The following is a 26,788-nucleotide window of genomic DNA, read 5'->3' on the forward strand; positions in this document are numbered from 1 at the left end:
CAATGCATCCCCCTCACCCCACCCCTCTCCCCAGGGGGGAGAGGGAGATCCCCCTACTCCTTGAACCCCGCCATATGCTCGAACAGATGGCGCTTGCGGCGGATCTCGGCCTCGGCTTCATCCACCAGCACGTGATAACGCTCGGGGTTGGCGCGCTCCACGGCGCTGAAGCGGGACTCGCCGGCCATGAAGGCGGCAAGGCCGGCCGACGGAGCGCCGCTGTCCAGCTGCAGGGCGGTCTTGCCCTCGGCCAGCCGCTGCGGATCGCGGCGATAAAGCGACCAGTGACCGCTGTCCACCGCCAGCTTCTGGTGCTCCAGCCCGTGCGACAGCTCGAAGCCGTGGGCGACGCAATGGCTGTAGGCCAGCACCAGCGAGGGGCCGCGGTAGGCCTCGGCCTCCGTCAGGGCGTTCAGCGTGTGGCTGTCGCGGGCACCGAAGGCGGTGCGGGCGACATAGACATGGTCGTAGGCCATCGCCATCAGCCCCAGATCCTTCTTCGCCGCCGACCGGCCGGCGGTGGCGAACTTGGCCGAGGCGCCGATGGGCGTCGCCTTGGACTGCTGGCCGCCGGTGTTGGAATAGACCTCCGTATCCATCACCAGGATGTTGATGTCGCGCCCCGACGCCAGCGCATGGTCGAGGCCGCCATAGCCGATATCGTAGGCCCAGCCGTCGCCGCCGACGATCCACACGCATTTGCGGACCAGATAGTCGGCCAGTTGCTCCAGCCGGCGGGCCAGCGGGTCCTTCAGCGGGGCGAGCTGTGCCATCAGCGTGGCGACATGGGCGCGCTGGGCAGCGATGCCGGCGGCGTCGTTCTGCCCGGCCTCCAGCAATGCCGTGACGAGGCCGGGCTCCAGTTGGGCGGACAGCAGCGCTAGCGCATCGCGCGCCTGCTCGGCCATCCCGTCGATGGCGACGCGCAGGCCGAGGCCGAACTCCGCATTGTCCTCGAACAGCGAGTTGGCCCAGGCCGGACCGTGGCCGCTGGCGTCGGTGGTGTAGGGGGTGGTCGGCAGGTTGCCGCCATAGATCGACGAGCAGCCGGTGGCATTGGCCATCACCATGCGGTCGCCGAACAGCTGGGTCAGCATCTTGATGTAGGGTGTCTCGCCGCAGCCGGCGCAGGCGCCGGAGAACTCGAACAGCGGCTCCAGAAGCTGGCTGTGCTTGACGGTGACGGGCACCGACTCACGCGGGATGGCGGGCAGGTTGCGGAAGAAGTCGAAGGCCTCCTGCTGGCCGGCCAGCGCCTGGATCGGGCGCATCTCCAATGCCTTGCGGCCGGAACCGTGTTTGTCTTCCACCGGACAGGCGGCAACGCACAGCGTGCAGCCGGTGCAGTCAGCGGGAGAGGCTTGCAGGCGATAGCGGCCGCCAGGAAACTCGCGGCCCTTGTAGGGGATGGTCTCGAAGCCCTCCGGGGCGCCGGCCAGCGCCGACTCCGGCACCACGGTGGCGCGGATGGCGGCATGCGGGCAGACCAGCACGCACTTGTTGCACTCGATGCAGAGATCGGCGTTCCAGCCCGGCGCCTCCGCCGCGATGTTGCGGTGCTCATATTTCGAGGTGCCGGTCGGCCAGGTGCCGTCGACCGGGAAGGCGGACACCGGCAGCCGGTCGCCATGGCCGGCGATCATCATGGCGGTGACGCGCCTGACGAAGTCGGGGGCGGTTTCCGGCACCGGGGCCGGGCGGCCATGGTCGGCGGTGACATGGTCGGGCACCGGGACGGGATGCAGATGGGTCAGCGCCTGATCGACGGCGGCGACGTTGCGCGCCACCACCTCATCGCCGCGACGGGAATAGGTCTTGGCAATCGCCGCCTTGATCTCGGCGATGGCGTCCTCGACCGGCATGACCTTCGACAGGGCGAAGAAGCAGGTCTGCATGATGGTGTTGACGCGGCGGCCGAGCCCGACCTCCCGCGCGACGGCGCCGGCGTCGATGGCGTGCAAGGACAGCCTGCGCTCGATGCAGAGGCGCTGGACCTCGACCGGCAGGGCATCCCACACCTGTTGCGGCGTGCCGGGGGCGTTCAGCAGAAGGGTGGCGCCGGGGGCGGCCATCTCCGCCACCTCCACCCGCTCCATCAACGGCAGATGGTGGCAGGCGACGAACTGGGCCTGCCCGATCAGGTAGGGCGCGCGGATCGGATCCTTGGAAAAGCGCAGGTGCGACACGGTGGTCGAGCCGGACTTGCGGCTGTCATAGACGAAATAGGCCTGGGCGTGGCCGCCGCTGCGCGACTGGATGATCTTCAGCGAGTTCTTGTTGGCGCCCACCGTGCCGTCGGCGCCGAGGCCGAAGAAGACGGCCCGAGACACGCCCGGCTCCTCCACAGCCCAGTCCACATTCCAGGGAATCGACTGGTGAGTGACGTCGTCGGTGATGCCGACGGTGAAGCGGCGCTTCGGACGGTCGCGGCCCAGCTCGTCGAACACCGCCTTCGCCATGGCGGGGGTGAACTCCTTGGACGACAGGCCGTAGCGGCCGGCGACGACCATGGGGTCTATGGCACTTGACTCTGCGGCGCGGGCTTCGGACAAAGCGGCGACCACGTCGAGATAGAGCGGATCGGCGACGGCACCGGGCTCCTTGGTGCGGTCGAGGACCGCGATGCGCCGCACCGTCGCCGGCAGGGCGGACACGAAATCGGCGATGGCGAAGGGACGGAACAGGCGGACGGTCAGGCAGCCGACCCGCTCCCCCTGCCCGATCAGCCGGTCCACCGTTCCGTTGCAGGTCTCGGCACCCGACCCCATGACCACCACCACCCGCTCCGCCTGCGGATGGCCGTGATAGTCGAACAGGCGGTAGGCCCGGCCGGTGCGGGCGGCGAGTTGGTCCATCATCTCCTGCACGATGGCCGGGCAGGCGTCGTACCAGGGATTGGCGGCCTCGCGCGCCTGGAAGAACACGTCGGGATTCTGCGCGGTGCCGCGGACGACCGGATGGTCCGGCGTCAGGCCGCGGCGGCGGTGGGCATCGACGCAACGGTCGTCGATCAGGGCGCGCAGATCGTCGTCCGCCAGCGGCTCGATGCAGTTGAACTCGTGCGAGGTGCGGAAGCCGTCGAAGAAATGCAGGAAGGGCACGCGCGCCCGCAAGGTGGCGGCATGGGCGACGAGCGCCAGATCCTGCGCCTCCTGCACATTGGCCGAGGCCAGCATGGCGAAGCCGGTCTGGCGGCAGGCCATCACGTCGGAATGGTCGCCGAAGATCGACAGCGCGTGGGTCGCCAGCGTGCGCGCCGCCACATGCATGCAGAAGGGCGTCAGCTCTCCGGCGATCTTGTACATGTTGGGGATCATCAGCAGCAGGCCCTGCGACGCGGTGAAGGTCGTCGCCAGCGCGCCGGCCTGCAAGGCGCCATGGACCGCTCCGGCCGCCCCGCCCTCCGACTGCATCTCCACCACCTGCGGCACGCTGCCCCACAGGTTGGGACGGCGCGCCGCCGACCATTCGTCGGCGAATTCCCCCATCGGCGAGGACGGCGTGATCGGGTAGATCGCGATGACGTCGCTGGCGCGATAGGCCACGGAGGCCGCCGCCTCGTTGCCGTCCATGATGCGGGCCATCCTGTGGGCCATGGCGGGGGCGGACGGGGCGAGCCTGATGGGGTCGGTGGAGGTAGGGCTTTGGGTCATGCCGGAAAAAATCCTTTGTGCTGGCGACAGTCGTCTCCCGAGGGGGGCGTCTTCGATGACGGGGCCGGCGGGTCTTTCAAAAGCCGGCGCGGATTGCGGCAGAAAACGGCGGTCGACCAGGGCGAATGGTCGGTCCGAAGCGGGTCGGACACATTGACGTCGGTCAGTCCGGAGCGGAATTTCCGGGTGCCGCTGCTCTGCGCTGCACAACTGTCTGATATATTACTTTTGCAAGGAAGGCCCCAGATTGTCGCACTGCAACAATTGGCAAGGACCGAGCGTTTCCGCGGAGATGGCAGCGGCATAGCGCCCGTCCCCATGTTGCCGCCGGGACGGAAACAGCGCATAGCCCGTTGATCCAGGTCATTTATGGCGAGCCGATGCTGTGGCTTCCTACAGGCGGCTGAACCGGGCAGACCGGCCCGCCTTTAAAATCCGAACAGCAAAACAGGCCTTTCAACCTTCAATTATATTGCATCGCAGCAAGTAACCGCTCTCGGGAAACGGACGGGTTTTTGCTGCGACTGCGAAGAAATCAGCGCATCGCATCATTGGACTGCGACATTTTCGCAAGAGCCGAAGGCGGCACCGGAAAACCGCTTGCACCCAACACTGATATATTAATATAACTCCGTCAGCGATGCTCCCGCCCCTCTTGAAGCAGAGCGGAAGCGACCCATTCGCCCGGCACCGAACACCCGCCGGCCAGGCATCCCGCCCGAGGATCGCCGCCTGAAGGGCCTGTACGTGCGCACCGGCGCCTGCCGTGGCAGGCATGTGAGGAAAAGATGAACAAGATCCGTGGTTTGCGGTGGCAAATCCTTGCCCTGATGATGCTGGGCACCGTGGTCAACTACATCGACCGCAACACTCTGGGCATCCTGGCGCCGACGCTCAAGGAACAGCTCCACTTCACGACCGAGCAGTATTCCTTCATCGTCAGCGCCTTCCAGCTCTGCTACAGCCTGATGCAGCCGGTCGCCGGCTACATCACCGATCTGATCGGGCTGAAGCTGGGTTACGCGATGTTCGCCGGCGTCTGGGGCATCGCCGCCGCCATGCACGCGCTGGCCGGCAGCTGGCAGTCGATGGCCTTCTTCCGCGGTCTGCTGGGCGTCAGCGAAGCGGCGGCCATGCCGTCGGGCGTCAAGACCTCCACCCTGTGGTTCCCGGCCAAGGAGCGCTCCATCGCCACCGGCTGGTTCAACACCGGCAGCTCCATCGGCGCGATGATCGCCCCGCCCTTCGTCATCTGGCTGTCGCTGACCTATGGCTGGCAGGAAGCCTTCCTCGTCACCGGTCTGCTGGGTGTCGGCATGTCGGCCCTGTGGTACATGCTGTACCGCAACCCGGAAAACCATCCGCGCCTGACAAAGGAAGAGCACGCCTACATCCTGGACGGCCAGGAACAGGTCGAGCTGCCGAAGCCGTCGATGAAGCGCGTGCTCGGCAAGGGCAAGTTCTGGAGCATCGCCGCCGCCCGTTTCCTGACCGAGCCGGCCTGGCAGACCTTCAGCTTCTGGATCCCGCTGTACATGGTTTCCACCCGCGGCATGGACATCAAGCAGTTCGCCCTGTTCGCCTGGCTGCCGTTCCTGGCCGGTGACATCGGCTGCATCCTCAGCGGTTACCTGTCGCCCTTCTTCGTGAAGCGCTTCAAGATGTCGCTGGTCAATTCCCGCATCGCCGGCGTCGGCGTGGGTGCGGTCTGCATGATCGGCCCGGCGCTGATCAGCTTCACCGTCAGCCCGATCGCCGCAATCTTCCTGTTCTCCCTCGGCGCCTTCGCCCACCAGATGCTGTCGAGCCTGCTCTATGCCCTGGTCACCGACACCTTCGAAAAGCAGGACGTCGCCACGGCGACCGGTTTCGGCGGCATGGCCGGCTACATGGGCGGCATGATCTTCTCGCTGATGATCGGCCAGCTCGCCACCACCATCGGGTACGAGCCGCTGTTCGCCTGCCTGACCGTGTTCGACCTCGCCGCCTTCGCCATCATCGCCCTGGTGCTGGGCCAGCGCGGTCCGAAGTCCGCCGCCGCCGTCCCGAACGCCACGGCCGGCGCCGACTGACGGTTCGCCCGTCCCTGAAACGTCCCTTCAGTGTGATCGAGACGCCCTCCGGCTCATCGCCGGGGGGCGTCTTGCGTTTGGGCGCCATCCGGTCAGCGGTCTGGCGCTACTGGATAAAAAATCTGACCGAAGGAAGGAAAGCCGCTTGCCAGACGGATGAGATATTAATATATTAGTCCCGTACCGCTGGATGCGCCGTGGGTTGACCCGGCACAACTTGTTGGACGTTCCTCTCGGACTTCAAAGCCGCTGGTTTTCCAGCGGCTTTTTTTTGTCCGGACGGTCTTGAGGACGGTCAGTTGAAGAGGAACGACTGGCTGTCGATTTCGACCGCAGGGACCGGGCGCTCCGGGGTGGCGGTGACGGCCGCCGCCGCCGCGACGGACAGCAGCGAAGCCAGCGCGAAGGCCGAGGCGACCAGGGCGCGGGCGACGGTGTGGCGGCCAGTGAACTGATGGGCGGGCATGCGGCTGCTCCTGATCGGGGGATTCGATGATCGCGGCGTCGGAGAGCGGCGTCACCATCATCGGCAAACCCATGCTGCCACCGGTCCGCCCCTGTGAAACGCACTGTTACCGCATGTCCTGCATGATCATGTTGCACTGCATCACAGCGCTGTGACTGTGCATGATCCATAATGCGGCAACAGCTCGCAGCGCTCCGATTGCATCGTCTAGGCAGGATACTTACCCGCAACGTAGTTTTACTGCGCCAGCCCGCGGCGCCCGCCGACTTCGTCCAGATGGTCCAGCATATCGGCCGGGTCCTCATAGACACGCAGCGCGCCGGAGCGTTCCAGCTCCTCCCGGCCATAGCCGCCGGACAGCAGACCGATCCCCAGCGCCCGCGCCCGCTTGGCGGCGATCATGTCCCAGATGCTGTCGCCGACCACGAAGGCGCTGGCGATGTCCACGCCGATGCGCGCGGCGGCGGCCAGGAACAGGTCGGGATCCGGCTTGGCATATTCGACCTCGTCACGGGTGATGACCGCGGCCCTCAAGGGATCGACGCCCAGCTTCTCCAGCGCCGGCCGCGCCGTCTCCATCCGGCCGCTGGTGGCGATGGCCCAGGGGATGTTCAGCTCCGTCAGCGTGTCCAGCAGCTCGCGCGCGCCCGGCAGCGGAACCACGCCGGGAGCCAGCCGCCTGTAGGCCTGCGCATGGCGGTGGCGCAGCCGGTCGAGAAGAGCCTGGTCGGCACCGAGGCCGGTTTCGCGCAGCAGCATGTTGGTGAACAGCCCGCCGCTCATGCCGATCTTGCGGTGGATTCGCCAGACCGACAGGGCGATGCCTTCCTCGTCCAATGCCTCCTTCCAGGCCAGCACATGCTGATAGACCGTGTCGGTCAGCGTGCCGTCGAGGTCGAACAGGAAGGCGTTGGTCAGACGGGGGGTGCCGGTCATGTCCAGTATCCGCGGTTTGTGGTGGTTGGACCAAAGATGGGGCGGACCGGCTGCTTTCGCCAAGCTTTTGCCGCGGACGGCAATGGATTTCCCTCAACGATAATCCACGCGAATCGTCGCGGCACTTTCACCACGCAGACGCGAAGACTGCTGCTTCCGCTGGCGCGTTGACTTCGCTACAGTCCACCGCCAAGCTTGCCGCCGGTTGGTTCGGTGCAGTTTCGGGAGGGAGAAAAGCGCGTGTCGGAAAGGCCGGAGGATGGCGACAACCCGTCGACCGACGACGATCTGGTCACCTTGCTGGACCAGGTCAGCCGGCTTGTCTATGGCATCAGCTTCACCGACGGGCTTTTCCCGGCCCAATGGGTGGCGCTGCGCTATTTCCATGACGCGCCGGAGCCGGCGCGCACCCTGACCGCACTGGCGCGGTTCCAGAAAATCCACCTGGCACCGGTTTCGCGCACCGTCTCCACCCTGGTGGACAAGGGGCTGCTGACCCGACGCCCGCACCCCGGATTCAAGCGCGGCTGGCTGTTCGACCTGACCGACGACGGCCGGATCCTGCTGGAGCGCGACCCCCTGCGCCAGTCGCTGAGCCCGCCCATCGCCGCCATGGCAGCCAACGAACGGGCGATGCTGGGCCGGCTGATGAAGCGGATCATCACCCATATGCAGACGGGCAGCGGCGACGGCGAAGCCGGAGGGGAGAAGACGGACGGCACGCCGGTCGCCTGACCCCTCCTGCCGCCTCTCCTGCCCCTGCCCCGCCATTCCGCCCCATCCCATCAGAACGTCAGCCGTTCGATGTTCTGCAGCACCAGCTGGTGATGGTTCTGGTCCTCCAGCGTGACGGTCGTCTCCTGGGTGAAGGTCAGGCCGTGGCCTGACGGGTCCACCGTGTAGGCATGCCCGTCCAGCTGCTGCATCCAGTTGGTGCCGGCATTGGCGACGAAGGCGCCGACCTCCACCACGTCGGTCCACCCCGCCCCGCCGTTGATGGTCAGGTCGCCGCCGCGCGGGGCGAAGATGAACAGGTCGTCGCCGGCCCCGCCGGACATGCTGGTGGTGGTGGTTCCGGCATGCAGGATGTCCGCACCCGCGCTGCCGGTCATCGTCGCACTGTTCGAAACCAGAACCTGCACCGCCAGCGGGTCGCTGGAGAGCCCCTGATCGTCGCTGACCGTCACCTCCAGCGTCCGGGCGCCGCTGCCGGTGGGCGTCAGGGCCAGATGGTGGAGGATGTCGGTGTAGGTCGCGGTGGAGGCCGTGCCGGACAGCGACAGCTGGTGGTTGGCATCGTCCCAGCTGACCTCGATCCCGGTGCCGGCCACCGTCTTGCGCCCGGTCGACGGATCGGTCGCGATGGTCAGGCTGTCGAGGTTCAGCGTGTCGCCGGTCTGCGACCCGGCGGCGATGCGGATCGACATGCCGGACATGACGCTGCTGTCCACATCGGTGATCGTCGCGTCGGAAATCACGGCCGGGTGGTCGGTCGCACCGGCGGCGATCACGGTGGTGGGGTGGGCGGCGGCCAGCGTCGGCTTGTCGTTCACCGGATCGACGGTCACCGCCAGCGTCTGGGTGACCGCCGCGGTGCTGGCCCCGTCCTGGGCGGTCGCGGTGACCGACAGGGTGACGGTGCCGTTGGCGTCGGCCGGCGGGGTGTAGGTCAGGCCGGTCAGGTCGGCCGCGCTGAGGGTCCAGCTGCCGTCGCTGTTGTGCGTGCCGTGGTTCAGGCTGGCGCCCGCCGGCATGCCGGCGATCCGCACCGTCACCGTCTCCGACCCGTCGGTGTCGGTGGAGGCGGCGGTGATGGTCAGCGGGATCGCCGTGTCCTCCGACCCATGGACCGCCGGGATGGTCAGTGTCGGGGTGTCGGCGACCGGCGTCACCGTCACCGCGAGCGAGCGCGACAGGCTGGCCGGCGTGGCGGTGCCGTCGGTCGAGGTGGCGGTGACCGACAGGGTGAAGCTGGTGCCGCTGTCGTGGGGCGGCGTGATCGACAGGCCGGCCAGTTGGGCCGGGGTCAGGGTGATCGCGCCGTTGACGATGGTCAGCGTGTCGCCCGCCGTGTTCGACAGGTGGGCGCCGGTCGGGATGTTGGCGATGGTGACGCTCAGCGTCTCCGACGGATCGGTCAGGGCCGGGGTGATCGACAGCGCCACCGTGCCGTCCTCCGCCACCGCCGCCGGATTGACCAGCAGGGTGGGCGTGTCGGAAACCGGCAGGACCGTGACCGCCAGCTGCGCCACGGTGGAGGCGGGAGCGGCGCTGCCGTCGGTCGAGGTCGCGGTGACGGTCAGGGTGAAGTCGGCATCGCTGTTCGACGGCGGCGTGATCTTCAGCCCGGCTAGCTGCGCCGGCGTCAGGGTGATCGAGCCGTTGCCGATCGTCAGGGTGTTGCCGGCGCTGTTGGTCAGCTTGGCCCCGGCCGGGATGCCGGCGATGGTGATGCTCAGCACCTCCGACGTGTCGGTCAGGGCCGAGGTGATGGACAGCGGGATCGCCGTGTCCTCGTTGCCCGTCGCTGCCGACACAGTCAGGGTCGGGGCGTCGGACACCGGGTTGACCGTCACCGCGAGCGTCGAGGACACCGACACAGCAGCCGCGCTGCCGTCCTTGGCGGTGGCGGTCACCGTCAGGCTGAAATCGGCGTCGCTGTTCGACGGCGGCGTGATCGCCAGCCCGGCCAGCTTGTCCGGGGTCAGCGTGATCGAGCCGTTGCTGACCGTCAGGGTGTTACCGGCGCTGTTGCTCAAGGTGGCGCCGGTCGGGATGCCGCTGATGGTGATCGTCAGCGTCTCCGACCCGTCGGTGTCGGTCAGCGCCGGAGTGATGGTCAGCGCGATGGGCGTGTCTTCATTGCCGGTCGCGGGCATCACACTGAGGGTCGGCGTGTCGGAAACCGGATTCACCGTGACCAGCAGCGGCGCGCTGGTGCTGGCCGGGGTAGCGCTGCCGTCGGTCGAGGTCGCGGTGACGGTCAGGGTGAAGTCGTCGTCGCGGTTCAGCGGCGGCGTGATCTTCAGCCCGGCAAGCTGCGCCGGGGTCAGGGTGATCGACCCATTGCTGATGGTCAGCGTGTTGCCGGCGCTGTTGCTCAGGCTCGCGCCGGTCGGGATGCCGCCGATGGTGACCGTCAGCGTCTCCGAGCCGTCGGTGTCGGTCAGCGCCGGATTGATGGTCAGGGCAATCGCCGTGTCCTCGTTGCCCGTCGCCGCCGACACGCTCAGCGTCGGGGTGTCGGACACCGGGTTCACCGTCACCGCGAGCGTCGAGGACACCGACACCGCGGCGGCGCTGCCGTCCTTGGCGGTGGCGGTCACCGTCAGGTTGAAATCGGCATCGCTGTTCGACGGCGGCTTGATCGCCAGCCCGGCCAGCTTGTCCGGGGTCAGCGTGATCGAGCCGTTGCTGACCGTCAGGGTGTTGCCGGCGCTGTTGCTCAGGGTGGCACCGGTGGGTATGCCGCTGATGGTGATCGTCAGCGTTTCCGACCCGTCGGTGTCGGTCAGGGCGGGGGTGATGGTCAGGGCGATGGGCGTGTCTTCGTCGCCCGTCGCGGGCGCGACGCTCAGGGTCGGCGTGTCGGTGACCGGGTTCACCGTGACCAGCAGCGGCGCGCTGGTGCTGGCCGGGGTAGCGCTGCCGTCGGTCGAAGTCGCGGTGACGGTCAGGGTGAAGTCGTCGTCGCGGTTCAGCGGCGGCGTGATCTTCAGCCCGGCAAGCTGCGCCGGGGTCAGGGTGATCGAACCGTTGCTGATGGTCAGCGTGTTGCCGGCGCTGTTGCTCAGGCTGGCCCCGGCCGGGATGCCGCCGATGGTGACCGTCAGCGTCTCCGAGCCATCCGTGTCGGTCAGCGCCGGGTTGATCGTCAGCGCGATGGCCGTGTCCTCGTTGCCCGTCGCGGCGGACACGGTCAGGGTCGGGGTGTCGGACACCGCGGCCAGGGTGATCGGCACGGTGACGGTCCTGGTCGCCGTGCTGCCGTTGGACTCGATGCTGACGGCGGTGACGGTCAGGGTGATCGCCGCATCGCTGTTGGCGGGCGGGGTCAGGGTCAGGCCGGTGAGCTGGGCCGGCGTCAGGGTCCAGCTGCCGTCGGCGTTCTTCGTTCCGGCCGACAACAGCGCGCCCGTCGGCACGCCGGCAATCGTCAGCAGCCCGAGCCGCTCCGACCCGTCGGTGTCGTACAGCGCCACCGAAAGGTTCAGCGGCACCGCCGTGTCCTCGGTGCCGTTCAGCGGCGCCCAGGTGACGATGGGCTGGTCGGCGACCGGATCGACGCTGACCCGGAACAGCTGGCTGGTGGTGGCGGTGGCGCCGGTGGAGGCTTCCGTCGTCGTCGCCGTCAGGGTCAGGTTGAAGTCGGTGCCGGCATTGGCCGGCGGCATCAGCTTCAGCCCGGACAGCTGGGCGGCGGTCAGGGCGACCGAGCCGGCGGTGGGCGTCAGGATGGTGCCGTTGGCGTCGATCAGCACCGCACCGGCCGGCAGGCCGGACAGCACGATGGCCATCGTCTCCGACCCGTCGGTGTCGACCAGCGCCGCTGTCAGGTTCAGCGCGATGGCGGTGTCCTCGCTGCCCGAGGCGTTGGCGACGATGACGGTCGGCGCGTCGGCGACCGCCGTCACGTCGATATGGATGGTGGCGGTGGTGCTCGCGGTGTCCTTGTTGGAGCTTTCCAGGCTGGTGGCGGTCAGCGTCAGATCCATGCCGCCCGAATAGTTGCGCGGCGGCGTGACGGTCAGGCCGGCCAGCTCCGACGGCTTCAGGGTCCAGGACCCGTCGCCGTTGTTGGAGCCATGGTTCAGCACGGCACCCGCCGGCAGGTCCGACAGGATGACCGCCATCGTCTCCGATCCGTCGGTGTCGACAAGGCTGGCCGACAGGTTCAGGGCGATTGCGGTATCCTCCGCCCCCGTCATGTCATGGACCGTGACGTTCGGCGCGTCGGCGACCGCGGTGTAGCTGACCGAGAAGCTTTTGGTCGACCAGGCGGGGGCCGCCGTGCCGTCCTGGGAGGCCGCCTCCACCGTCAGCGTCACCGTGCCGGCATAGTTGGTCGGCGGCGTCAGCTTCAGGGCCGCGCGGTCGCTGGCCGACAGGCCGGTCAGATCGTAGACGCCGTTGCCGAGCGACGTGCCGCCCGACAGAGTGAAGCCGGCCGGCACCGTCACCCGCAGGGCGGTGATCACCTCGCCGGCGCCGACCAGATCGGTGACCGCGGCGTCGATGGACAGGTTTGCGGCATGATCCTCCAGCGCCGTGGCGGCGCTGACGGAAATGGCGGGGGCGTCGCTGACCGGCGCCACCTCGACACTCAGCGTCTTGGTCGTGGTCGCGCGGTCGGCGTTGCTGATCTCGCGCGAGACCGCCGTCACCGTCAGCTGGAAGGTGCCGCTGGCATCGTGCGGCGGGGTGAATTTCAGCCCGGCCAGCTGGCCCGGCGTCAGCACCCAGCGCCCGGTGGTGGAGTCGAGATAGCCGGCCGACAGCGAGGCGCCGGCCGGCACCCCTTCGATGATGATGCTGGCGAGCGTTTCCGACCCGTCGGTGTCGGCCAGCGCGGCAGTGATGTCCAGCGCGATGGCGGTGTCCTCGTTGCCGGACGCCGTCTGCACGGTCAGCAGCGGGCTGTCGGCGACGGCGGTGACGGTCACGGCCTGCGTCAGCGTGGTGTGGGCGTTGCTGCTGCCCGACACCACGTCGATGGCGAGCGTGAAATCGGCATCGCTGTTCGACGGCGGGGTCAGTTTCAGGCCGTCCAGCTGCGCCTTAGTCAGCGTGATCGAGCCGCCGGTGACGGTCAGCGTGTCGCCGGCCGTGTTGGTCAGGCTGGCGCCGGTCGGGATGCCCGACAGGGTGACGGTGGAGACGTTCTGCCAGTTCGCCAGCCCGTCCTTCAGACCGAGCGCGACCGACGTATCCTCGGCGGTGGTCACGGCATGGGGCCGGTCGCTGCCGACGCTGGGGTCCAGCACCGGGGGCGGAGGCGGCGGAGGGGGCGGGGGCGGAGGGGGTGGCGGAGGCGGGCTGGTGCCGCCGCCGGTGTTGCCCCCATTGCCCGGATCGGTCGAGCCGCCGCCCGAGGAGGCCGTTGTGGTCCAGCTCAGCACGAAGCTGTCGGACACGCTGGTGTTGCGGTCGCCCTCGCTCTCGATGCTGTAGGGGTTGACCGTCAGCGTGACGCTGGCGGTGTCGACGCTGCCGGCCACCGTGTGGGTGATGCCGGTGGCGTTCGCATCCTTGACGGTCAGCTTCAGGCCGCCCTCGGCCAGCGCGGCGGTATAATCCTCCGCGGTCAGCGTCCAGGTGCCGTTGCCGTTGTCGATGCCGCGCGACAGCACCGTGCCCTTGGGCACGCCGCCGATGGTGACCGCCAGCTTTTCCGACCCGTCGGTGTCGGCCAGGAAGGCGTTCAGGTTCAGCACGAAGCCGTCCGGCACGCCGGTCGTCGACTGGTCGTCGACATGGTAGGGCACCGCCGAGCCGTCGGCGGCATGCGACACCGGCGCGTCGGCCACCGCGGTGATGGTGACGGTCGGGGTGTAGGTCTTGGTCAGGGTGTCGGTGCCGTCCATCGCCGTCACCTTGACGGTGATGGTGAAGTCGTCGGCGTTGTTGGCCGGCACGATCAGGCGCAGGTTGCCGAGCTTCGCCGGATCGACCGTCCAGCTGCCGTCCGTATTCGCGGTCAGCGCGCCGGCATCCGAGCTGGTCAGCGTCACCCCGGCCGGCAGGCCGGAGATGACGATGGAGGAGATGTGCTCCGACCCGTCGCTGTCGCCGGTCAGGGCGGAGATGGTCAGCGGAATGCCGCCGGCGGCATCCTCCAGCCCACTGGCGCCGATCGAGACGACCGGCTCGTCCGCCTTGGGATCGACGGTGACCGTCAGGTCGCGGGTGTCCTTCAGCATCCCGCCGGAGGTCACGCCGTTCACGGTGATGATCGGCGCGCCGTTGCTGTCGGTGGTGATGACGTCCACCTTCAGCGAGATGGTGCCGGAGAAGTCCTTCTTCGTCGTCAGGGTCAGTTCGTTGCGGTACTCCGCATCGACCGACCAGCGGCCGTTGCCGAGATAGACCAGACCGCTCTCGTGCCCGGCCGCCAGCGACAGCCAGGAGCCCGACGGCAGGTTGCTGACGACCAGCGACAGGCGCTCCGACCCGTCATTGTCGGTCATCACCAGATCGCCGAGCTTCAGGTTGATCGCCGTGTCCTCGTCGCCGCGGGCGGTCAGCGTGCCGTTCGGCGTCACCACGTCGGCCACGCCCTGCACCTCGACATGGACGGACACCGCCGCCGCGTCGGCGAAGGCGCCGTTGGAGCCTTCCGTCGCCCGCGCGGTGAAGGTCAGGTTGAAGCCGGTGTTGGAGTTGGCCGGCGGGGTGATGGTCAGGCCGGACAGGTCGGCCTGGGTCAGCACCCACTTGCCCAGCGCCGCGTCGTAATGGCCATGGTTCAGCGTGGCGCCCGCCGGCACGCCGCCGACGAGGATGCTGAGGCTTTCCGACCCGTCGCGGTCGGTCAATGCTGCGACCACCGACAGCGGGATGGCGGTGTCCTCGCGCCCCACCGCGTCGGAGGCCGACAGGACCGGCGTGTCGGCGACCGCGGTGACGGTCACCGACAAGGACTGCTGCGCCGAGGTGGCGGTGGTCGCCCCCTCCACCGAGGTGGCGGTGATCTTCAGCGTCAGCGTGCCGGAATAGTTCGGCGGCGGCGTGAAGGTCAGGCCGTTCAGCTGCGCCGGGGTCAGCGTCCAGCTGCCGTCCGCGTTGTGGATGCCGGCGGACAGCGTCGCCCCTTCCGGCAGGTTGGTGATGGTGATGTGGTCCAGCGTCTCGCCCGTCACGTCGGACAGATGGGCGTCGATGGACAGCGGGATGGCGCTGTCCTCGTTGCCCGTTGCCGCCACGGGGATGACGATGGGGGCGTCGGCCACGCCGGTGACGGTCACCGTCAGGGTCGCCGGCGCGGAATCAGCGGTCGAGCCGTTCTCGCGCTCCACCGACGTGGCGACGACGCGCAGGATGATGGTGCCGGAGAAGTCGTGCGGCGGGGTCAGGCGCAGGCTCGCCAGATCGGCCGCGTTGACCTTCCAGCTGGTGCTGCGGTCGCCCTGCGTGCTCAGGACCGTGCCGAGATTGAGGCTCGCCCCCGCCGGCACGCCGGAGATGGTGACGTAGCCGATGCTCTCCGACCCGTCGGTGTCGGTCAGCGCCGGGGTGATCTTCAGCGCGACCGAGGTGTCCTCATCCGTCGCCGCGGCGGCGGCGGTCACGGTCGGCGCATCGGCCACCGCATCGACGGTGATGGTGCCGGTCGCCGACTTGCTGCCGCGCACCGTGCCGGCGCTGGTGCTGTCGATGGTCCCGACCGTCAGGGTGTAGGTGAGATCGGCGTCGGAGTTGCGGGTGGTGACGATCTTCAGGCCGGACACCGTCCAGGTTCCGGCCGATCCGCCGGCCACCAGGGCGCTGGTCGGGATCGTCCAGCTGTAGGTCCCGGTGCCGCTGCGCGTCAGCTCCGTGCCGTTCAGGTACAGCTTGGCGCCGGCCACATCCAGCTGCGAGGCCGACATGGTCAGCGTGACCGTCTCCACCGCCTCCGGGCTGGCGGCATCGACGTCGCTGAGCGTGATGGTGGGGGCGATGACGATGCCGCCGGCCGCATCCTCGTTGCCGCGCGTATTCAGCGTGGTCAGGGTGATGGAGTCGGCGACCGGCGTGACCTTGATGGTCTGGGTGGCGGTGGAGGTGCCGCCATAGCCGTCGGTGACCGTGAAGGAGAAGGTCTCGGTGCCGCTGAAATCGGCGTCCGGCGTGTAGGTGAAGGTGCCGTCGGCGTTCACCACCAGCGTTCCGTGCGTCAGGCGCACCGGCTGGCCGTTGTCGCCGGGCCCCTTAAAGGTCATCGTCTCGTCGGTGCGGTGGTTGGCCGTGTCCTGATCGGTCGCCGCCAGCCGGCCGGAGATGGCGTTGTCTTCCGACGTGGTGGTGGTCGCCGCGGTCGCCGTCGGGGCATAGTTCAGCGCGGTGCGGACATCGACCGGCCGGCCGTCGACATACAGCTCCAGCTTCTCGAAATCGGCCAGCTTGATGCCCAGCGCCGTCAGGGTGGCGGCGTTGGCGACATCGGTATCGTTGGTCGCGGCGTTGGGGTCGGCCGCCGCCGTCTCGATCCGGTCGCGCAGGGTGCGCAGGTCGGCCAGGATCGAAGCGTTCGACAGTTGGGCGGTGGTCAGCATCACCCGGAAGGTGTCGATGCCGGCGTCGCCGTCCTGCAGTTCCGGAGCCGACGAGGTGCCGCCGTCGGTGCCGACGGTGAAGATCGACAGGTCGTCGCCCGCCCCGCCATGGATGGTGTCGGTCCCGGCCCCGCCGGTGATGGTGTCGTTGCCGCCGCCGCCGAGCAGGATGTTGGCGCCGCCATCGCCGGTGATGACGTCGTCGAAGGCCGAACCGGTGACGTTCTCCAGATTGCGGAGCACGTCGGTGCCCTCGCCGGTGCCGACCCCGGTCGCGAGATTGGCGTTCACCGCGGTCGCCGAGCCGGCATAGGTGACGGTGTCGTTGCCGGCCCCGCCGTCGATGGTGTCGTTGCCGGGGCCGCCGGCCAGCAGGTCGTTGTCGTCGCCACCGTCCAGGCTGTCGTCGCCCAGCCCGCCGATCAGGGTGTCGTTGCCGGCCCCGCCGAAGATGGTGTCGTTGCCGTCGCCGCCGTCCAGGCTGTCGTTGCCCTTCGGCGTGTTGCCGAAGCTGACGGTCAGCGTCCGCGGGTCGCTGTCGGCGGTGCTGCCGTTCTCCAGCTCCGTCGAGGTCGAGACGACGGTGAGGGTGATCGGGTGGGTGGTGTCGCCTTCCTTTGCGGTCAGCTTCAGCCCGGACAGCTGGGCCTGGGTCAGGGTCCAGGTGCCGTCGGCGTTGAGGGTGCCGGCGCTGAGTGTCGCCCCGGCCGGGACGCCGGAGATCGTCACCTTGGAGATGTATTCCGACCCGTCGCGGTCGGTCACGGCGGGGGTGATCGACAGGGCGACGGTGAAGGTGCCGCTGCCGTCGCCATAGATCACGTCGTCGCCGGCACCGCCCAGGATGGTGTCGTTGCCGGCACCGCCCGACAGCGTGTCGTTGCCGGCGGTGCCGGTCAGCGTATCGTTCTGCCCGACCGCCAGATCGTAGGAGACGTTGGCGACGGAAACGGTCGGCTTGTCGGCCACGGCGATGACGGTGACGGCCAGGGTCGTCTGCACCGAGACGGGGGACAGGCCGCGGTCCGTCGCCGTGGCGGTGACGGTCAGGGTGAAATCGACGTCGCTGTCGGCCTTCGGCGTGATCTTCAGATTGGCCAGCTGGGCCTGGGTCAGGGTCCAGCTGGTGGTGCCGTTGCTTTCCGTGACGTAACTGCCGGCGCTGAGCGTCGCCCCGGCGGGAACGCCGGTTATCTTGATGCTCAGGCTCTCCGACCCGTCGAGATCGGTCAGCGCCGACCTGATGTCCAGCGCGATGGCGGTGTCTTCGTTGCCGCTCGCCGCGGTGACGCTCAGCGTCGGGGTGTCGGTCACCGGGTTGACGGTGACCACCAGCGGCAGGGTCATGGTCGCCTCCGCAGCACCGCGGTCCTTGGAAACGGCGGTCACCGACAGGGTGAAGTCGTCGTCGCTGTTCAGCGGCGGCGTGATCTTCAGACCGGCGAGCTGGTCGGGATTGAGCGTGATCGAGCCGTTGCTGACCGTCAGCGTGCCGTTGAGCGTGTTGACCAGCGTCGCACCGGCCGGAATGCCGGTGATGCGGATCGTCAGCACCTCCGACCCGTCGGTGTCGGTCAGCGCCGGGCTGATCGTCAGCGGGATCGCGGTGTCTTCGTTGCCGGTGACGGCGGTGACGCTCAGCGTCGGCGCGTCGGACACCGGGTTGACGGTGACCGGCAGGGTCTGGGTCACGCTGACCGCATCGGCGACGCCGTCCTTGGCGGTCGCGGTGACGGTGAGCGTGAAGTCATCGTCGCTGTTCTGCGGAGGCGTGATCTTCAGACCGGCCAGCTGATTGGGGTTCAGTGTGATCGAACCGTTGCTGACCGTCAGCGTCCCATTCAGCGTGTTGGCGAGGATCGCACCGGCCGGGATGCCGCTGATGGTGATCGTCAGGGTTTCCGACCCGTCGGTGTCGGTCAGCGCCGGGCTGATCGCCAGCGGGATCGCCGTGTCCTCATTGCCCGTCGCGGCGGTGACCGACATAGTCGGGGTGTCGGTCACCGGGTCGACGGTGACATGCAGGGTCTGGCTCGTCGTCGCCACCGGCGCGCTGCCGTCCTTGGCGATTGCGGTGACGGTGAGGTCGAAGTCCACGTCGCTGTTGTGCGGCGGCGTGATCTTCAGGCCGGTCAGCTGGTCCTTGGTCAGGGTCCAGGTGGTGGTGCCGTTGCTTTCCGTGACCGAGCTGCCGGCGCTCAGCGTCGCTCCGGCCGGAACGCCGGAAATCCGGATGGTCAGCGTCTCCGAGCCATCGGTGTCGGTCAGGGCCGGGCTGATCGACAGCGGGATCGCGGTGTCTTCATCGCCGCGGGCGGTGGACACGGACAGGGTCGGGGTGTCCGACACCGGATTGACGGTGACCACCAGCGGCGCGCTGACGCTGACCGGAGCGGCGACACCGTCCTTGGCGGTCGCCGTGACGGTCAAGGTGAAGTCGTCGTCGCTATTCACCGGCGGCGTGATCTTCAGGCCGGCAAGCTGGTCGGGATTGAGCGTGATCGAGCCGTTGCTGACCGTCAGCGTGCCGTTCAGCGTGTTGACGAGCGTCGCACCGGCCGGGATACCGCTGATCGTGATCGTCAGGGTTTCCGAGCCGTCGGTGTCGGTCAGCGCCGGGCTGATCGCCAGCGCGATGGCGGTATCTTCGTTGCCCGTCGCTGCCGTGACGCTCAGCGTCGGCGTGTCGGTGACCGGATCGACCGTGACGTGCAGGGTCTCCGTCGCCGTCGCCACTGGCGCGCTGCGATCCTGCGCAATCGCAGTGACGGTCAGGTCGAAGTCCACGTCGCTGTTCGACGGCGGCGTGATCTTCAGACCGGCCAGCTGCTGAGGCGTCAGGGTCCAGGTCGTCGTGCCATTGCTTTCCGTAACCGAGGTGCCGGCGCTCAGCGTCGCTCCGGCCGGAACGCCGGAAATCCGGATGGTCAGCGTCTCCGAGCCGTCGGTGTCGGTCAGCGCCGGGCTGATCGTCAGCGGGATCGCGGTGTCTTCATCGCCACGGGCAGCGGAAACGGACAAAGTCGGGGTGTCGGTGACCGGGGTGACGGTCACCGGCAGCGACTGGGTCACCGAAACCGGGTCGGCAACGCCGTCCTTGGCCGTCGCCGTGACGGACAGGGTGAAGGTGCCGTCGCTGTTGAGCGGCGGCGTGATCTTCAGGCCGGCAAGCTGGTCGGGGTTCAGCGTGATCGAGCCGCTGCTGACCGTCAGCGTGCCGTTCAGCGTGTTGACGAGCGTCGCGCCCGCCGGAATGCCGCTGATGGTGATCGTCAGCGCCTCCGACCCGTCCAGATCGGTCAGCGCCGGGGTGATCGACAGCGCAATCGCCGTGTCTTCGTTGCCGCTCGCCGCCGCGACACTCAGCGTCGGGGTATCGGTCACCGGGTCGACGGTGACATGCAAGGTCTGGCTCGTCGTCGCCACCAGCGCGCTGCCGTCCTTGGCGATTGCGGTGACCGTCAGGTCGAAATCCGCGTCGCTGTTCAGCGGCGGCGTGATCTTGAGGCCGGCCAGCTGATTGGGGTTCAGCGTGATCGAGCCGTTGGTGACCGTCAGCGTGCCGTTCAGCGTGTTGGCGAGGGTCGCGCCCGCCGGAATGCCGCTGATGGTGATCGTCAGCACCTCCGACCCGTCGGTGTCGGTCAGGGCCGGGCTGATGGTCAGCGGGATCGCCGTGTCTTCGTTGCCGCTCGCCGCGGTGACGCTCAGCGTCGGCGTGTCGGTCACCGGGTTGACGGTGACCACCAGCGGTGCGCTGACGCTGACCGGAGTGGCAACGCCATCCTTGGCGGTCGCGGTGACGGTCAAGGTGAAGTCGTCGTCGCTATTCACCGGCGGCGTGATCTTCAGACCGGCGAGTTGATCCGGTGTCAGCGTGATCGAGCCGTTGCTGATGGTCAGCGTATTGCCGGCCGTGTTGCTGAGACTGGCGCCGGCCGGGATGCCGCTGATGGTGATCGTCAGCGTCTCCGATCCGTCCAGATCGGTCAGCGCCGGGCTGATCGACAGCGCAATCGCCGTGTCTTCGTTGCCGCTCGCGGCAGTGACGCTCAGCGTCGGGGTGTCGGTGACCGGATCGACGGTGACGTGCAGGGTCTGGCTCGTCGTCGCCACCGGCGCGCTGCCGTCCTTGGCGATGGCCGTGACCGTCAGATCGAAATCCACGTCGCTGTTGGCTGGCGGCGTGATCTTCAACCCAGCAAGCTGCTGAGGCGTCAGCGTCCAAGTGGTGGTGCCGTCCTGCTCAGTGACCGAGGTGCCGGCGCTCAGCGTCGCTCCGGCGGGCACGCCAGCAACGGTGATCGTCAGCGTCTCCGACCCATCGGTGTCGGTCAGAGCCGGGCTGATCGTCAGCGAGATGGCGGTGTCTTCATCGCCACGGGCGGCGGACACGGACAGGGTCGGGGTGTCGGTCACCGGGTTGACGGTCACCGCCAGGGTCTGCGTCACCGAAACCGGGTTGGCGACGCCATCCTTGGCCGTGGCGGTAACGGTCAGGGTGAAATCATCGTCGCTGTTGTGCGGCGGCGTGATCTTCAGACCGGCAAGCTGATCAGGGTTCAGCGTGATCGAGCCGTTGCTGACCGTCAGCGATCCATTCAGTGTATTGACGAGCGTCGCACCCGCCGGGATGCCGCTGATGGTGATCGTCAGCGTCTCCGACCCGTCCAGATCGGTCAGCGCCGGGGTGATCGTCAGCGCAATCGCCGTGTCTTCGTTGCCGCTCGCGGCGGAGACGATCAGCGTCGGGGTGTCGGTGACCGGATCGACGGTGACATGCAGGGTCTGGCTCGTCGTCGCCACCGGCGCGCTGCCGTCCTTGGCGATGGCCGTGACCGTCAGGTCGAAATCCACGTCGCTGTTGGCCGGCGGCGTGATCTTCAGACCGGCAAGCTGCTGAGGCGTCAGCGTCCAGGTGGTGGTGCCGTTCTGCTCGGTGACCGAGGTGCCGGCGCTCAGCGTCGCCCCGGCCGGAACGCCGGCGATGGTGATCGTCAGCGTCTCCGATCCATCGGTGTCGGTCAGCGCCGGGCTGATCGTCAGCGAAATGGCGGTGTCTTCGTCGCCGCGGGCGGCGGACACGGACAGGGTCGGGGTGTCCGACACCGGGTTGACGGTCACCAGCAGCGGCGCACTGGTGCTGGCCGGCGCGGCGCTCCCGTCCTTCGAGGTCGCGGTGACGGTGAGCGTGAAGTCGTCGTCGCTGTTCACCGGCGGCGTGACCTTCAGCCCGGCGAGCTGGTCGGGCGTCAGCGTGATCGAGCCGTTGGTAACGGTCAGCGTGCCGTTCAGCGTGTTGGTGAGCGTCGCTCCGGCCGGAATGCCGGCAATGGTGACGGTCAGCACCTCCGACCCGTCGGTGTCGGTCAAAGCCGGCGTGATCGACAGCGCAATCGCGGTGTCCTCGTTGCCCGTCGCCGCCGTGACGCTCAGCGAGGGAGTATCCGACACCGGGCTGACGGTCACCGGCAGGGTCTGGCTGACCGAAACCGGGTTGGCGACGCCGTCCTTGGCGGTCGCGGTGACGGTGAGCGTGAAGTCCGCATCGCTGTTCAGCGGCGGCGTGATCTTCAGGCCGGCCAGCTGATCGGGCGTCAGCGTGATCGAGCCATTGCTGATGGTCAGCGTATTGCCGGCCGTGTTGCTGAGGCTGGCACCGGTCGGAATGCCGCTGATGGTGATCGTCAGCGCCTCCGACCCGTCCAGATCGGTCAGCGCCGGGGTGATCGTCAGCGGGATCGCCGTGTCTTCGTTGCCGCTCGCCGCGGTGACGCTCAGCGTTGGCGTGTCGGTCACCGGGTCGACGGTGACATGCAGGGTTTGGCTCGTCGTCGCCACCGGCGCGCTGCCGTCCTTGGCAATCGCGGTGACCGTCAGGTCGAAATCCACGTCGCTGTTGGCCAGCGGCGTGATCTTCAACCCGGCCAGCTGCTGAGGCGTCAGCGTCCAGGTCGTCGTGCCATTGCTTTCCGTGACCGAGGTGCCGGCGCTCAGCGTCGCTCCCGCCGGAACGCCGGCGATGGTGATCGTCAGCGTCTCCGACCCGTCGGTGTCGGTCAGTGCCGGGTTGATCGTCAGCGGGATGGCGGTGTCTTCATCGCCGCGGGCGGCGGATACGGACAGGGTCGGGGTGTCGGTCACCGGATTGACGGTCACCAACAGCGGTGCGCTGACGCTGACCGGAGTGGCGACACCGTCCTTCGCGGTGGTCGTGACGGTGAGGGTGAAGTCATCGTCGCTGTTGTGCGGCGGCGTGATCTTCAGCCCGGCGAGCTGGTCCGGCGTCAGCGTGATCGAGCCATTGCTGATGGTCAGCGTGTTGCCGGCAGTGTTGCTGAGGCTGGCGCCCGCCGGGATGCCGCTGATGGTCACCGTCAGCGTTTCCGACCCGTCGGTGTCTGTCAGCGCCGGGCTGATCGACAGCGCAATCGCGCTGTCTTCGTTGCCGGTCGCCGCGGTGACCGACAGCGTCGGGGTGTCGGTCACCGGGTTCACCGTGACCACCAGGGGAGCGCTGACGCTGGCCGGAGTGGCAACGCCATCCTTGGCCGTGGCGGTGACGGTCAGGGTGAAATCATTGTCACTGTTCACCGGCGGCGTGATCTTGAGCCCGGCCAACTGGTCCGGCGTCAAGGTGATCGAGCCGTTGGTAAATGTCAGCGATCCATTCAGCGTGTTGGCGAGCGTCGCACCGGTCGGGATGCCACTGATCGTGATCGTCAGCGCTTCCGATCCGTCGGTGTCGGTCAGCGCCGGGGTGATCGCCAGCGCAATCGCCGTGTCTTCGCTGCCGCTCGCGGCAGTGACGCTCAGCGTGGGGGTATCGGTGACCGGATCGACGGTGACGTGCAGGGTCTGGCTCGCCGTCGCGACCGGCGCGCTGCCATCCTTGGCAATCGCGGTGACCGTCAGGTCGAAATCCACGTCGCTGTTGGCCGGCGGCGTGATCTTCAACCCGGCCAGCTGCTGAGGCGTCAGCGTCCAAGTGGTGGTGCCGTTCTGCTCGGTGACCGAGGTGCCGGCGCTCAACGTCGCCCCGGCGGGCACGCCAGCGACGGTGATCGTCAGCGTCTCAGACCCATCGGTATCGGTCAGCGCCGGGTTGATCGTCAGCGGAATGGCGGTGTCTTCGTCGCCGCGGGCGGCGGATACGGACAGGGTCGGCGTGTCGGTCACCGGATTGACGGTCACCGCCAGGGTCTGCGTCACCGAAACCGGGTTGGCGACGCCATCCTTGGCCGTGGCGGTAACGGTCAGGGTGAAATCATCGTCGCTGTTGTGCGGAGGCGTGATCTTCAGACCGGCAAGCTGGTCCGGTGTCAGCGTGATCGAGCCATTGCTGATGGTCAGCGTATCGCCGGCCGTATTGCTGAAGCTGGCGCCGGCCGGGATGCCGGAGATAGTGATCGTCAGCGCTTCCGATCCGTCCAGATCGGTCAACGCCGGAGAAATCGCCAGCGCAATCGCGGTGTCTTCGCTGCCGCTCGCCGCGGTGACCGACAGCGTCGGAGTGTCGGTGACCGGATCGACGGTGACATGCAGGGTCTGGCTCGTCGTCGCCACCGGCGCGCTGCCGTCCTTGGCGATGGCCGTGACCGTCAGGTCGAAATCCACGTCGCTGTTGGCCGGCGGTGTGATCTTCAGACCGGCAAGCTGCTGAGGCGTCAGCGTCCAGGTGGTGGTGCCGTTCTGCTCGGTGACCGAGGTGCCGGCGCTCAGCGTCGCTCCCGCCGGAACGCCGGCGATGGTGATCGTCAGCGTCTCCGACCCATCGGTATCGGTCAGTGCCGGGTTGATCGTCAGCGGGATGACGGTGTCTTCATCGCCGCGGGCGGCGGATACGGACAGAGTCGGGGTGTCCGACACCGGGTTGACGGTCACCGCCAAGGTCTGCGTCACCGAAACCGGATCGGCAACGCCATCCTTGGCCGTCGCGGTGACGGTGAGCGAGAAATCCGAATCGCTGTTTGTCGGCGGGGTGATCGCCAGACCCGCCAGCTGGCCCGGCGTCAGCGTGATCGACCCGCCGGAAATGGTCAGCGGATCGCCGGCCGTGTTGGTCAGCACCGCACCGGTCGGAATGCCGCTGATCGTGATCGTCAGCGTCTCCGACCCGTCCAGATCGGTCAGGGCCGGGGTGATCGCCAGCGGGATCGCCGTGTCTTCGCTGCCGGTGGCGGCAGTAACGCTCAGCGTCGGCGTGTCGGTGACCGGGGTCACCGTGACAACCAGGGGAGCGCTGACGCTGACCGCATCGGCACTGCCGTCCCGGGCGGTGGCGGTGACCGTCAGGGTGAAATCCACGTCGCTGTTGGCCGGCGGCGTGATCGCAAGGCCGGCCAGCTGGTTCGGCGACAGCGTGATCGAACCGTTGCCGATCGTCAGCGTGTCGCCCGCACTGTTCTTCAGGCTCGCGCCGGTCGGAATGCCGCTGATCGTGATGCTCAGCGATTCCGAGCCGTCGGTGTCCGTCAGGGCCGGCGAGATGACCAGCGGAATGGCCGTATCTTCGTTGCCGCTCGCCGCTGTGACCGACAGGGTCGGCGTGTCGGTCACCGGGTTTACGGTGACGGCCAGCGGAGCGCTGACGCTCACCGGCGCGGCGCTGCCGTCCTGCGCGGTCGTGGTGACCGTCAGGGTGAAGTCGGCGTCGCTGTTGGCCGGCGGCGTGATCCGGAGGCCCGCCAGCTGGCCGGGCGTCAGCGTGACCGCACCGTTGCTGATCGACAGCGTGTCGCCCGCCGCGTTGGCGAGGCTGGCACCGGCGGGGATGCCGCTGATCGTGATGCTCAGCGTCTCCGACCCATCGGTATCGGTCAGCGCCGGAGTGATCGTCAGCGGGATCGCGGAGTCTTCGTTGCCGGTCGCAGCACTGACGCTCAGCGTCGGGGTATCGGTCACCGGGTTCACCGTGACCACCAGCGGGAGGCTGGTGCTGGCCGGCGCGGCGCTGCCGTCGCGGCTGGTCGCCGTGACGGTGAGCGTGAAATCGGCGTCGCTGTTCAGCGGCGGGGTGATCGCCAAACCCGCCAGCTGGCCCGGCGTCAGGGTGATCGAGCCGCCGGAAACGGTCAGCACCTCGCCGGCCGCATTGGTCAGGACTGCACCGGTCGGAATGCCGGCGATGGTGACCGTCAGCGTCTCCGAGCCGTCGGTGTCGGTCAGGGCCGGGCTGATCGACAGCGGAATCGCCGTATCCTCGGCACCGGTGACGGCCGAGACGCCGAGCGTCGGCGTGTCGGACACCGGGTTGACCGTGACCGGCAGCGTGGCGGTGACGCTGTTGGGCACGGCGGTGCCATCGGTGCTGGTGGCCGTCACGGTCAGGCTGAAGCTGTCGCCGCTGTTGGCCGGCGGGGTCAGCGTCAGGCCGGGGATCTGCGACGCGGTCAGCACGATGCTGCCATTGACCACCGTCAGCACCGCACCGGAGGCGTCGCGCAGAACCGCGCCGTCCGGGATGCCGGCCAGGGTGACGGTCAGCACCTCCGTCCCGCCGGTGTCGGTCAGGGCGGCGGCGATGTTCAGGGCAATGGCGGTGTCCTCGTCACCGGACACCCCGTTCACCGTCAGGCTGGGCGTGTCGGACACCGGGGCCGGGGCCGGAGTCGACGGTGCGGCGACGGCGGGGGCGATTACCGCGGCGGCCTGCAGGAAGGTCACGCCCTCGGTGGCGGGAACCGCCCCGTTGTCGATCACCTGGTTGGGCGACTCCGGCGCGGGGATGTCCGACGCCACAGCCTCTAGCGGGTCGTAGGTCGAGGTCGTGCGCGCAGTCGACAGCAGCTCCGCCCGCTCCGCCGTCTTGCCGGCGGCCCCGCGGCCCTCCCCGTCCATCGGGCCGGAGCCCTCGGGACCGGTCGGGCCGGAACGGCGGGTGCCTTCGGTGCGCAGCACGTCGCCGTTCAGCAGCAGCGCGTTCACCGCCCGGTCGGCGGCGACCGCCACCGATTCGCCGACGACGGCACCGGTCTGCACCGCGCCGCCCACCATAAGATCCTCGGCGCCGCGATAGTCGGTCTGGACATAGCCCAGCGTATCGTCGGGCCGCTGAAGCTGTACCGAGCTCGCCTCATGGATAACGCCGCCCAAGCGGGTGCCGTCGACCTGCTGGAGAAGGGTCAGATCGTCCAGGATCTGACGATCGTCGACCGCCGGGACCTTACCCTGAACCGCTTCCTCAGCCATCGAACCGCTCCATAAGTCGGGTGCAAAATCGCACCGCACCACTCGTCACGACCCTAGGTTCTAGCGCTCCTACTTGCTTGTGATAAGAAACATCCTGTGATGAGTTTCAACATGTTGGACGCTGAACCTCCCACCACCTCTACCCTAGGGGCTCCGCCCGGACGCAATGAAATCCCTTGGATCCGTTGGGTTTTTACCGCTTTCGCGCAAGCTCCG

6 protein-coding genes are annotated in these 26,788 nt (G+C 68.2%); 2 read left to right on the plus strand and 4 right to left on the minus strand.

From position 1 onward, the window contains the following. Positions 1 to 53: 53 nt before the first annotated feature. On the minus strand, positions 54 to 3,596 hold the full coding sequence (gene nifJ, locus ABNQ40_RS09500) for a pyruvate:ferredoxin (flavodoxin) oxidoreductase (protein ID WP_391347399.1): 3,543 nt from the start codon (positions 3,594 to 3,596) through the stop codon (positions 54 to 56). 845 nt (positions 3,597 to 4,441) lie between these two features. On the opposite strand from nifJ, the gene ABNQ40_RS09505 reads away from it, so the two are divergent. Continuing rightward, entirely contained in the window at positions 4,442 to 5,725 is a 1,284-nt protein-coding gene (locus ABNQ40_RS09505; protein WP_109050644.1) for an MFS transporter, read from the plus strand. A 295-nt stretch (positions 5,726 to 6,020) separates the two neighbouring features. Here ABNQ40_RS09505 and ABNQ40_RS09510 read toward each other — a convergent pair whose 3' ends face one another. Continuing rightward, complete coding sequence (locus ABNQ40_RS09510; RefSeq protein WP_391346305.1) at positions 6,021 to 6,191, minus strand: hypothetical protein; 171 nt, start codon at positions 6,189 to 6,191, stop codon at positions 6,021 to 6,023. 237 nt (positions 6,192 to 6,428) lie between these two features. After that, on the minus strand, positions 6,429 to 7,127 hold the full coding sequence (locus ABNQ40_RS09515) for an HAD family hydrolase (protein ID WP_109050645.1): 699 nt from the start codon (positions 7,125 to 7,127) through the stop codon (positions 6,429 to 6,431). Between the two features lie 240 nt (positions 7,128 to 7,367). Between ABNQ40_RS09515 and ABNQ40_RS09520 the strand changes: the two genes are divergently transcribed. Then, positions 7,368 to 7,862, plus strand: a complete 495-nt coding sequence (locus ABNQ40_RS09520; RefSeq protein WP_109050646.1) for a MarR family transcriptional regulator — start codon at positions 7,368 to 7,370, stop codon at positions 7,860 to 7,862. Positions 7,863 to 7,912: 50 nt separating this feature from the next. On the opposite strand, the gene ABNQ40_RS09525 is transcribed toward ABNQ40_RS09520, so the two are convergent. Next, the gene (locus ABNQ40_RS09525; RefSeq protein ID WP_391346308.1) at positions 7,913 to 26,572 is read right to left on the minus strand and encodes a beta strand repeat-containing protein; all 18,660 of its coding nucleotides are present in this window, start codon (positions 26,570 to 26,572) and stop codon (positions 7,913 to 7,915) included. Positions 26,573 to 26,788 lie beyond the last annotated feature (216 nt).

This window comes from Azospirillum sp. A23 (assembly GCF_042938965.1).
GTDB classification, from domain to species: Bacteria; Pseudomonadota; Alphaproteobacteria; order Azospirillales; family Azospirillaceae; genus Azospirillum; species Azospirillum melinis.